11 protein-coding genes and 1 pseudogene are annotated in these 9,158 nt (G+C 70.0%); 5 read left to right on the top strand and 7 right to left on the bottom strand.

Annotated features, from left to right (window positions below; translation table 11 throughout):
- Positions 1-28: 28 nt before the first annotated feature.
- The gene (locus AB0C75_RS22720; RefSeq protein ID WP_362893511.1) at positions 29-1,351 is read right to left on the bottom strand and encodes a geranylgeranyl reductase family protein; all 1,323 of its coding nucleotides are present in this window, start codon (positions 1,349-1,351) and stop codon (positions 29-31) included.
- Positions 1,352-1,432: 81 nt separating this feature from the next.
- Positions 1,433-1,636: a cold-shock protein gene (locus AB0C75_RS22715; protein ID WP_014158060.1), complete on the bottom strand. Its 204-nt coding sequence runs from the start codon at positions 1,634-1,636 to the stop codon at positions 1,433-1,435.
- Between the two features lie 515 nt (positions 1,637-2,151).
- Here AB0C75_RS22715 and AB0C75_RS22710 point away from each other — a divergent pair.
- Positions 2,152-2,787, top strand: a complete 636-nt coding sequence (locus AB0C75_RS22710) for a hypothetical protein (protein WP_362893510.1) — start codon at positions 2,152-2,154, stop codon at positions 2,785-2,787.
- A gap of 165 nt (positions 2,788-2,952) precedes the next feature.
- On the opposite strand, the gene AB0C75_RS22705 is transcribed toward AB0C75_RS22710, so the two are convergent.
- Positions 2,953-4,032, bottom strand: coding sequence for a glycerophosphodiester phosphodiesterase family protein (locus AB0C75_RS22705; RefSeq protein ID WP_362893509.1), 1,080 nt, complete (start codon positions 4,030-4,032; stop codon positions 2,953-2,955).
- 223 nt (positions 4,033-4,255) lie between these two features.
- On the opposite strand from AB0C75_RS22705, the gene AB0C75_RS22700 reads away from it, so the two are divergent.
- A complete protein-coding gene (locus AB0C75_RS22700) occupies positions 4,256-5,161 on the top strand; it encodes an LLM class F420-dependent oxidoreductase (RefSeq protein ID WP_362893508.1) in 906 nt (301 codons plus the stop codon).
- A gap of 45 nt (positions 5,162-5,206) precedes the next feature.
- Here the strand turns inward: AB0C75_RS22700 and AB0C75_RS22695 are convergent, their stop codons facing one another.
- Together AB0C75_RS22695 and AB0C75_RS22690 are read right to left on the bottom strand one after the other, a co-directional pair.
- Positions 5,207-5,722: a GNAT family N-acetyltransferase gene (locus AB0C75_RS22695; RefSeq protein ID WP_362893507.1), complete on the bottom strand. Its 516-nt coding sequence runs from the start codon at positions 5,720-5,722 to the stop codon at positions 5,207-5,209.
- Between the two features lie 35 nt (positions 5,723-5,757).
- The gene (locus tag AB0C75_RS22690) at positions 5,758-5,928 is read right to left on the bottom strand and encodes a hypothetical protein (protein ID WP_362893506.1); all 171 of its coding nucleotides are present in this window, start codon (positions 5,926-5,928) and stop codon (positions 5,758-5,760) included.
- Positions 5,929-6,043: 115 nt separating this feature from the next.
- Here AB0C75_RS22690 and AB0C75_RS22685 point away from each other — a divergent pair.
- Positions 6,044-6,280: pseudogene (locus AB0C75_RS22685) on the top strand (SAM-dependent methyltransferase); the annotation flags it as partial.
- Between the two features lie 278 nt (positions 6,281-6,558).
- Here AB0C75_RS22685 and AB0C75_RS22680 read toward each other — a convergent pair.
- Positions 6,559-7,632 carry an alkene reductase gene (locus AB0C75_RS22680; RefSeq protein WP_362893505.1) on the bottom strand — a complete coding sequence of 358 codons (1,074 nt, stop codon included), beginning with the start codon at positions 7,630-7,632 and terminating at the stop codon, positions 6,559-6,561.
- A gap of 129 nt (positions 7,633-7,761) precedes the next feature.
- Here AB0C75_RS22680 and AB0C75_RS22675 point away from each other — a divergent pair, with 129 nt between their 5' ends.
- Entirely contained in the window at positions 7,762-8,139 is a 378-nt protein-coding gene (locus AB0C75_RS22675; protein ID WP_362893504.1) for a MerR family transcriptional regulator, read from the top strand.
- 158 nt (positions 8,140-8,297) lie between these two features.
- Here AB0C75_RS22675 and AB0C75_RS22670 read toward each other — a convergent pair whose 3' ends face one another.
- Entirely contained in the window at positions 8,298-8,564 is a 267-nt protein-coding gene (locus AB0C75_RS22670) for a hypothetical protein (RefSeq protein WP_362893503.1), read from the bottom strand.
- A gap of 156 nt (positions 8,565-8,720) precedes the next feature.
- Between AB0C75_RS22670 and AB0C75_RS22665 the strand changes: the two genes are divergently transcribed.
- Complete coding sequence (locus AB0C75_RS22665) at positions 8,721-9,143, top strand: PPOX class F420-dependent oxidoreductase (RefSeq protein WP_362893502.1); 423 nt, start codon at positions 8,721-8,723, stop codon at positions 9,141-9,143.
- Positions 9,144-9,158 lie beyond the last annotated feature (15 nt).

The following is a 9,158-nucleotide window of genomic DNA, read 5'->3' as shown; positions in this document are numbered from 1 at the left end:
ACGAAGGGGCCGGTGGTGGCGCGGGCGGTCACCGACGGCGTGCGCCCAGGCCTCGCGTCTCCCGGCGGGGCGCGGGAACCAGCCGTACGATGCCGCGCACGACGCTGTCGATCAGGTCGTCGGAGGGTGCGTCACTTCCGTGCGTCAGCAGGCGGGCGAGTGTACGCACCAGGGCGGGCGAGGCCATGACACGGGGGCTGAGGAGCGGCCGGTAGCCGTAGCGGGCGAGCACCAGGTCGGCGACGGTGTTGCCGAGCCGGTAGTAGCGGCCCCAGCGGCGGTTCACCTCGCTCGCGTACTGATGAAGAGCCTGCTCACGGCCTGGCCCTTCCTGGCGGTGCAGGGCGAGAGCGACGGTCTCGGCCGCGACCTCGCCCGCCTCCATGGCCTGGACGATGCCTTCGCCGCTCCAGGGGCTGACCATGCCGCCGCTGTCGCCGACCAGGAGCAGACCGCGCCGGTACTGAGGCCTGCGGTTGAAACCCATGGGCAGTGCGGCACTGCGCATGGGCGAATCGGCGTTCTCCTCGCGCAGGTCCCAGTGGGCCGGCAGCCGGGTCAGCCACAGGTCCATGGTGGCCCGCAGGTCCACGGGTCCATGACCGCGGTGCGGCAGGGCGCCCAGGCCGACATTCACACGGCCGTCGCCGAGCGGGAAGATCCATCCGTATCCCGGCAGGTCACGGCCGGTACGGGAACAGAGCAGGTCCGCCCAGAGCTCCAGATAGGGGTCATGGGTGCGGGCCTCGCTGCGGTAGTAGCGGCGCGCGGCGGTGGCCATCGGTCTGCGCGGGTCGCGTTCCAGTCCCATGGCGAGGGCGGTACGGGCAGAGGCTCCGTCGGCGGCGATCACCACGGGGGCGTGGTAGTTCTTCGGCTCCTTGTCGGCTCCGGCGACCGTGCTCACGCCGATGATGCGTCCGGCGCGGTCGGTCAGAGGGGCCGTCGCCTTCGTCTCCAGGCACAACCGCGCCCCGGCGGCCACGGCCTGCCGGGCCAGGATGTCGTCGAAGTCGTGCCGGGAGCGGGTGAGGCCGAAGTCCGGATGGCTGCCCGAGCGGGGCCAGTCGATGTGTACCTGACGCCCTCCGCAGACCCATCGCATGCCCTTGGTCCGGGTCCAGCCGGGGCCGTCGATGTCGATCCCCATGCGCACCAGCTGCTGCACACCTCGCGGGGTGAGGCCGTCGCCGCAGACCTTGTCCCGGGGGAAGGTGCCCTTCTCCAGCAGCACGACGTCCACCCCGGCCCGCGCCAGGTGGAGCGCCGCGGCCGAACCCGCGGGTCCCGCGCCCACTACGATCACCTGCGCCTGATGATCCGTGCTGCCCACACCGTCGTCCGTCTCCACGTGCTGACTCCTCGATGTGCGGGGGCGCCCAGGCCCCCGGAACCTGCTCCCCGAGGGCCTGGGCAATCTCGAACCGCGCTCTCAGGCGGTCGTGATGTTCTCCGCCTGCGGGCCCTTCTGGCCCTGGGTGACGTCGAAGGTGACGGCCTGGCCTTCCTGCAGCTCGCGGAAACCAGTGGCGTTGATGGCGGAGTAGTGGGCGAAGACGTCCGGACCGCCGCCGTCCTGCTGGATGAAGCCGAAACCCTTTTCGGCGTTGAACCACTTGACGGTTCCGCTGGCCATGCTCGTGCCTTCCGTTTGATATCCGGATCCGCACCTCGCGGTCCCGGAGGCGCCGTGGTTCCGCACCGACACAGCAAAACGCCCGCACCGAAGCGCGGGCAGGTACGGCGAACCACGACATCTGACAGTGACGCTACATGGCGAAACCGGCCCCCACCAGAGAGCAACGACGCGATATGTACGTCCGAGGGAATCGACTCACCCCTACGGCGTGATTTGGGAGCCAACTTCGGATGTGTGTCAACGGATACTTTGCGTCGGGCCATGACGGTTCGTGGAAGAACGCCGGTTCCCGTGCCATCCGCAGCACGCACAACTTCGGGCCAGAACCGCGGAGTCACCCGGCGCGGGGCGCGCGGACACCGACGCCGTGCACTCCGGATCCGGGTGTCCGGGTGTGTCCAGGAGCCCTGGATCCATGGTGATTCGGCAGGCACTGGGGTATTGGTGACGTCGATGTCGGTAGCATCAGCCTTCATAGACGTTTGAAACACTCAGCGAAAGACGAGGACTGCATGTCCGAAAACACTCCTACATCCGGCATCAGCGCAGACTACGCCCAGCGAATCACGGATGATCTCGCGGCGAACCGGGGCGAGCAGGACCGGGCGCGTGCCGAGCTGACCCGACTGCAGGACGAGCTCATCCAGTTGGAGGAGGGCGAGCAGGTCCTGGTCAAGATGCAAGAGGTACTGGGCGGCGCCGGAAAGCCGGCTGCGCGCAAGGGCAAGGCCGGCAAGGCGGCGGCGTCCGTGCCCGCCGCGCGCCGCGCCAAGGGCGGGACCGCCGCGAAGAAGGGCGGCGGCGCATCGAAGTCTCAAGCTAAGGCTGAGCCGCAGACTTACGCCGGTGGGACCGCGAAGCCGAAGACCGGCGAGACCGCGGCGCCCAAGAAGGCCGGTGAGCCGACGTGGCGTGAGCTGGTCACCGCGTATCTCGCGGACCAGCGGGAACCGAAGTCCGCGGCCGAGGTCGCCACCGCGCTGTCCGAGGCCAACCCCCAGCGGGCGACCCAGGTCACCGTGGTCCGCAACACCCTGGAGCAGGGCGTGGCGCACGGGCTGCTGGAGCGCTCCAAGCAGGGACGCTCCGTCTACTACAGCCCTGTCCCGGCCGCGAAGGCCGCGAAGGTCAGCGCCGAAGCCAAGTAACCGCGGCTCCATGGCCGTGAACCCGTCCGGCGCGGACCGGAGCCCGGCACACACATCTGTGGTGGTGCCGCCGGCGGCGGCCGGGAGGCGTGTCACACTCCGCCTCGCGGCTGCCTCGGCCGGCCCGCGGTCTCCGCGGCTCCCGGCGACGGAGGTCCTTCTCCGTCATCGGTGGCGAGGCGCCGGGTACGAGACGGGCAGAGGCATCCCACGCGCAGCCATGATGTCCCGTACGCGGTCGGGGTAGTCGGTGATGATTCCGTCGATGCCCAGGTCCATGAGTGCCTCGACCGTCGCCGGGTCGTCGCAGGTCCAGGGGATGACCTTCAGTCCGCGCCGGTGCGCTTCGCGCATCATCTTCTTGTCGGGGTAGAACCGAAAGTCCGGATCCGCGATCGTGCCGTCCTGCGGGAACCCATAGTTCGGGGACAGTGCGGTCACACCCGCGATGGACGCCGCGGCCCGCACGAAGTCTCCGTCGTAGTCATCGGCGTCGATGCCTCCGAGCCAGGGTGAGGCTCCCGGCTTCCCCACCTCCAGGAAGTCATGGTTCGTCAGCGCCACCAGAGGGTAGGTCGGGGCGACCTTGTGCATCTCCTTCAGCGCGCCCCAGTCGAACGACTGCACGGTCACCTGCCTCTCGATGCCGGAGCGGCGGATCTCCTCCTGGACCCGACGTACGAACAGCTTGCGCGGGGCGGTCTGCTCGGGTGCTCCGGCCTCCACCTTCACCTCGATGTTCAGCTTGATCCGCTTGGCGTCGTACCTCCTCACCAGGTTGAGGACGTCCTTGAGTTCGGCCATGCGCATGCCCTTGATCTGTTCCTGTTCGGGGAAGCCGGGCAACTGCTGATAGCCGCAGTCCATGCTCTTGATCTGGGCGAGTGTCAGGTCCTTGATGTACTTGCCGACGTACGGGTACACCGGGTCACCCGGTGTCAGCGAACCGGTGTCCTCACACTTCTCGGCGCTGACCTGCCGGTCGTGCGTCACGACCACTTTCCGGTCCTTGGTGATCTGGGTATCCAGCTCCAGGGTGCTGACACCCAGGCGTATCGCCTTGGCGAAGCCTTCGAGGGACTCCTCCGTGGTCATCCCGAGGCCGCCGCGGTGGGCCTGCAGGTCGAAGCCGGCGCCGTGAACCGGTTCATGCCCAAGGGGCGGCGCGGCCGCCTGCGCAGTCGCAGGAACAGCGAGCGTGGGGAGAAGTAGGGCCAGGCCGGCGGCTGTGTGCCTCAGGGACATGTGTGCCTCGTCTGTTGCGGCAAGCTGGACACCGTGAAGCCAATCCTGAGGGTTCGGCCCGCACGAGGCCCCACAGCAAGGACACCGTGAACGTACGCGGAACGGCAACTCCGGGGGAAGCTCCGGTCCGCCTCCGGCCGGGGTGTCACCGACGCACATGGCCCCGTTCGGGTGAACTCCGCCCTGCTGGGAATAGCGGGTACGGGGCGCTGTTGATCTCACTATGACTTCTGAGACAAGGACTTCCGAGACACGCGAGGCATTCGGACGGGTTGGCATCTGGAGCGGTGCCCTGCACGGGTCGCGTACGGACGACACGGGCAAGCAGGCGATCGGGGAAGCGGTCGCCGAGCTGGAGGAGCTGGGGTACGGCACGCTCTGGATCGGAGGCAGCCCCTCGATCGGGGACGCCGCAGCCGTCGTGGCGGCCACCCACAGGATCACCGTGGCCACCGGCATCCTGAGCATCTGGGACCATCCCGCCGAGGAGGTGGCGGCGGGCATCGCCGCGATCGACGCGAGCGCACGCGGGCGGTTCGTGCTCGGACTGGGCGTCAGCCACGGCCCGATGGTGCCGCAGTACTCGAAGCCGTACAGCGCGATGGTCACCTATCTCGACGCGCTCGATGCCGCCGGCCCGCCGGTGGGCCCAGGAAGCAGGGTCCTCGCCGCGCTCGGCCCGAAGATGCTGAAACTCGCCACCGACCGGGCGCTGGGGGCGCACCCCTATCTCGTCACGGCGGAGCACACCGCGGAGGCGCGTGCGGCGCTGGGGCCCGACGCCATGCTCGCGCCGGAGCTGTCGGTGGTTCTCGACACCGACGCCGACCGGGCCCGTACCACCGCGCGGAACATGCTGACGATGTACCTCCAGCTGCCCAACTACACCGCCAACCTGCTGCGTCTGGGGTTCGCGGAGAGCGACTTCGACGCCGGTGGCAGCGCCCGTCTCCTCGACGCGCTCTTCGCCCTGGGTGACGCCGAGCGTGTGAAGGCCAGGACCCAGGAGTACCTCGACGCCGGCGCCGACCACGTGGCTCTCCAGATCCTCACCGCCGACGAGGGTGGCGGGGGCCTGCCGCTCGCGGAGTGGCGTGAGCTGGCAGGGGCGTTCGGGGACGAGCTCTAGAGCGGCTCATCCGGGCGCACCACTCCTGCGGGCACACCGGGCCCGCTACCCCCGCAGCAGATCTCTGCGCATAGGGACTCTCGGCCACCGGTCCAGGCCGTGAGCGGCTTCCGCCCGGCGGACCTCCCGCAGGCCAGGACCGAGCTCGCCGTCGTCCAGCGGGCGGAATCCGAGGCGCGCGTAGTAGGGCGCGTTCCACGGGACGTCGGCGAACGTGGTGAGGGTGAGCGCGGGCACGCCGCCGGCTGCGGCGTGGTGCGCGAGGTGGTCCAGCAAGGCGCGTCCGACCGCGCGACGTGCCTGGTCGGGGTGGACCGAAACCTGTTCCACGTGGAGGTTCCCGTCCACGTGTTCCGCGATCAGGTAGGCCACCGGAGCATCTGCCGCGTCGGCGGCCACCCAGGCCAGGCCGTTCCTCCGGTAGCGCGCCAGCTCACCGGTCGGGAGTGGCTCGTCCTCGGCGATCTCGGGCATTCCGATGTCGCGGAAGCACTGTCCGGCGGCTCGCTCGATGTCCTGGAGCAGCGGTAGTTCGTCGATGTCCACCGGTCGAATACGCATGGGCACATTGTCGTCCCCACACACCCGGCCGGTGGTCACCGCCGGCCGACGCGCCGCCCGTTGCCGATGCCGGCGACATGCAGGGCCAGGACGACCAGGCCCAGGAGCATGACGTTCGTCGAGGTGAAGACGTCGTTCGTCACGATGTCGGCGGCGTTGATCAGAAAGGCGATGAAGAACAGCACTGCTGCGGCTATACCCAGCATGACGTAGCTCCTTCTGTCGTTGGAACACATGTGCCCCGGCACGCGTGGATCAGGCCCGCCCGGACATTCGGCAGACCGTCGCACGTGCGGCCCCTGTGTTCGACAGAATCGCCGTATGACGACCACTCCACAGGCCCGCTCCTTCGACCGGGCCGCCTCCGCCTACGCCGCGCACCGCCCTTCGTATCCGCCCGAGCTGTTCGACGCGGTCGAGGATCTCGCCGGGCGCCCGTTGCGAGGCGCCGATGTCGCCGACATCGGTGCGGGCACCGGGCTCGCGACGGCGCTTCTTCATGCCCGTGGTGCTCGCGTCGTCGCGGTGGAGCCCGGCCCGGCCATGGCGTCCCGGTTCTGCCTTCGGCCACCTCGACGGCTGACCGACGGGCCGCAGGCATGGTCACAGCGGGTGGAGTGAGGACGTCGACGGACCTGGAGGCGAGCGGCAGACGGTCGCCGTCGCCACGAACGACCGGGACGTCAGGCAGGCCGAGGTCCCGCTCCCGACGACGAGGTCCTGCCCCCGACGACGCCGTCCCGAGCCCGGCGTCCGGGATCCGTTCGGCGGCGGACTTCGGCGCGCGGTCCGACGCCTGGGTGGCGCGGGCCGGGCGCGGACGGGCCGCCGCCGGCTCAAGCGGTGTGCTGGTAGGCGGGGTAGGTCAGATAGCCGGCGTCGCCTCCCTGGTAGTACGTGGCCTCGTCGACGGGGGCGATCGGCAGCTGGGACCGCAGTCGCTCCACGAGGTCGGGGTTGGCGATGAACGCACGGCCGAAGCCGATCAGGTCCGCCCCGAGCGAGAGCCAGTGGTCCGCTTCCTCCCGGCCGGTCTGCTTGGGCCCCATGGGGAACACCGGATTCATGATCAAGGTCCCGGGCCAGGCTCGCCGCAGACCCAGCAGCACCTCTTCGCCGGCCGTGGCCTCAAGGTGTACGTAGGCCACCTCCAGCCGTGCCAGCTCCGCCAGCAGCGCGGCGTTGAGCTCGGGGGCGTCGGTCTCCTCGACGCCCCAGAAGCCACCGCCCGGGGACAGACGTATGCCGGTCCTCGCCGCTCCGACCGCCTGCACGGTCGCGGAGACGGCCTCCACCGCGAACCGGATGCGGTTGGCCACCGAACCCCCGTAGGAGTCCGTGCGCAGGTTGGCGTTCGACGAGAGGAACTGTGAGATCAGGTAGCCGTTGGCGCCGTGCAGTTCCACTCCGTCGAAGCCGGCGTCAACGGCACGGCGGGCAGCGCTCGCGTACGCCAGGGCGTGCTCCCCCACCTCCGCGGTTTCCAGAGCACGCGGGAGCGGAGCGGGCTGGGGCCCCGTGGGGGTGAACACGTCACCCACGGCCGCGACCGCGGAGGGCCCGACCGGCTGCGCACCGGTGGTGTCCGGGTGCGACACCCGGCCACCGTGCATGAGCTGCGCGAAGATCCGTCCGCCGTTCGCATGGACCGCGGAGGTCACCGGACGCCATGCGGCCACCTGCTCGTCGGTGTGCAGCCCCGGTGTGCCGGGGTTGGACTGCCCGATCAGGCTCGGCTGCACCCCTTCGCTCACGATCAGTCCGGCCGTGGCCCGCTGGGCGTAGTACGACGCCATCGACGGGGTGGCGAGGCCGCCCGCCGCAGCTCGGACCCGCGTCATCGGGGCCATCACCGCCCGGTTGGGCAGCTTCAGGTCGCCGAGCTGATAGCTGTGGAACAGGTCCGTCATGTCGAGAACTCCCCTGGTGTCGGCTTCGTGCCCGCTCGCCGGGCACATCGATTACGCTAAAACCTCACATCAATGTCAGAGGCAAGAGCCGTGACGCACGCCACAGGTCGCGGGTGACAGGGAGGGTCCATGCGCATCGGGGAGCTCGCAGCACGGACAGGGGTAAGCGTCAGGTCCCTGCGCTACTACGAGGAGCAGGGGCTGCTCGCCAGCACCCGCAGCAGCAGTGGGCAGCGGCATTACACGGACGACCAGCCCGAGCGGGTCCGCTTCATCCAGCGGATGTACGCGGCGGGCCTCTCCAGCCGCACCATCAGCGAACTGCTCCCGTGCGTGGATTCGCCGAGCCAGGACAACTCCGACGCGGCCGTCGAGCGGATGACACAGGAGCGCGACCGGCTCAGCCGGCACATCACCGACCTCGCAGCCACCCGGGACGCACTCGACGCGCTCATCCTGACGGCCCGCACCTACCGCGAACAGCTCCAGGACGCACCGGCCTGCTGAAGCGACCCGGTCGGCCGGGCCCCACCACGTCCGCCGTCAGGACACGTCCGGCACCCACGCCGCGACGAGGTCCAGCAGCCGGGAAGGCGACGGCCTCCTGGTACTCGCCACCGGGCGCCGCGAGCCACACCCCTGACCGCCCCGTGCCGGCGGACGGCTCACGGACTGTCCGCCTCCCAGGCCCAGCGCCCGGGGGCGGCCACCACAGGCGCGTACACGGCGCGCCCTCCCGCGCCGAACTTCCCGAGCTCCGTGCCGAGCACCGCGCCCACGGCGAGGCGGTCCTCGGGCCAGCCGGTCACGTCCAGGAGCAGCCCGTCCAGCGGGCCGCCCACCAGTTCCACGTAGACGTGCCCGGGGCGGGGGCCCGGATCGGGGTCGTCGTGATCGGCGCCGTAGACGCGCCTTCTCATCAGTTCGTCCATGCCTCCAGCATCACAGCCACCACCGACAATCGGACGCGCAGCGTGGGGGCGGTCCCGGCCGCCGCACCGCTCGTGTGGCAGCGTGGACACGCGCCCTCGCATCCGTCCGGTGGTTCACCGCCACACAAGGGCGCAGCACGAGACAGAGGAGAGAACATGTCGAAGCCGCCCCTTCCCGACGCCGCGGTCGCCATGCTGCGCAAGCCCAACCCGGCCGTGATCGCCACCCTCAGGTCGGACGGGCAGCCGGTGTCCACGGCCACCTGGTACCTCTGGGACGACGGCCGGGTGCTGGTCAACATGGACGAGGGCCGCAAGCGGCTCGACCATGTGCGCCGCGACCCCCGTGTCACTCTGACAGTGATCGACGACTCCGACTGGTACACGCATGTGACCCTGATCGGACGCGTCGTCGAGATGAGCGACGACGAGGGTCTGGCCGGCATCGACCGGCTGTCCCAGCAGTACCTCGGCCAGCCGTACGCGGACCGCGAGCGCGCCCGGGTCAACGCCTGGATCGAGATCGACCGCTGGCACGGATGGGGTGGTTTCCGGGACAGCTCCCAGGCGGCGACCTAGGGTCTTTCGTCCGGA

The sequence above is a fragment of the Streptomyces sp. NPDC048565 genome, assembly GCF_040650935.1.
Taxonomy (GTDB): Bacteria; Actinomycetota; Actinomycetes; order Streptomycetales; family Streptomycetaceae; genus Streptomyces.
This window is presented reverse-complemented; position numbering and strand designations above follow the sequence as displayed.

Bases quoted from the DNA above. Each gene is read 5' to 3' on its own strand.
- AB0C75_RS22670 (WP_362893503.1), bottom strand. From the start codon at position 8,564: ATGGACGAACTGATGAGAAGGCGCGTCTACGGCGCCGATCACGACGAC.
- AB0C75_RS22680 (WP_362893505.1), bottom strand. From the start codon at position 7,632: ATGACGGACCTGTTCCACAGCTATCAGCTCGGCGACCTGAAGCTGCCC.
- AB0C75_RS22710 (WP_362893510.1), top strand. From the start codon at position 2,152: ATGTCCGAAAACACTCCTACATCCGGCATCAGCGCAGACTACGCCCAG.
- AB0C75_RS22705 (WP_362893509.1), bottom strand. From the start codon at position 4,032: ATGTCCCTGAGGCACACAGCCGCCGGCCTGGCCCTACTTCTCCCCACG.
- AB0C75_RS22695 (WP_362893507.1), bottom strand. From the start codon at position 5,722: ATGCGTATTCGACCGGTGGACATCGACGAACTACCGCTGCTCCAGGAC.
- AB0C75_RS22700 (WP_362893508.1), top strand. From the start codon at position 4,256: ATGACTTCTGAGACAAGGACTTCCGAGACACGCGAGGCATTCGGACGG.
- AB0C75_RS22665 (WP_362893502.1), top strand. From the start codon at position 8,721: ATGTCGAAGCCGCCCCTTCCCGACGCCGCGGTCGCCATGCTGCGCAAG.
- AB0C75_RS22690 (WP_362893506.1), bottom strand. From the start codon at position 5,928: ATGCTGGGTATAGCCGCAGCAGTGCTGTTCTTCATCGCCTTTCTGATC.
- AB0C75_RS22675 (WP_362893504.1), top strand. From the start codon at position 7,762: ATGCGCATCGGGGAGCTCGCAGCACGGACAGGGGTAAGCGTCAGGTCC.
- AB0C75_RS22715 (WP_014158060.1), bottom strand. From the start codon at position 1,636: ATGGCCAGCGGAACCGTCAAGTGGTTCAACGCCGAAAAGGGTTTCGGC.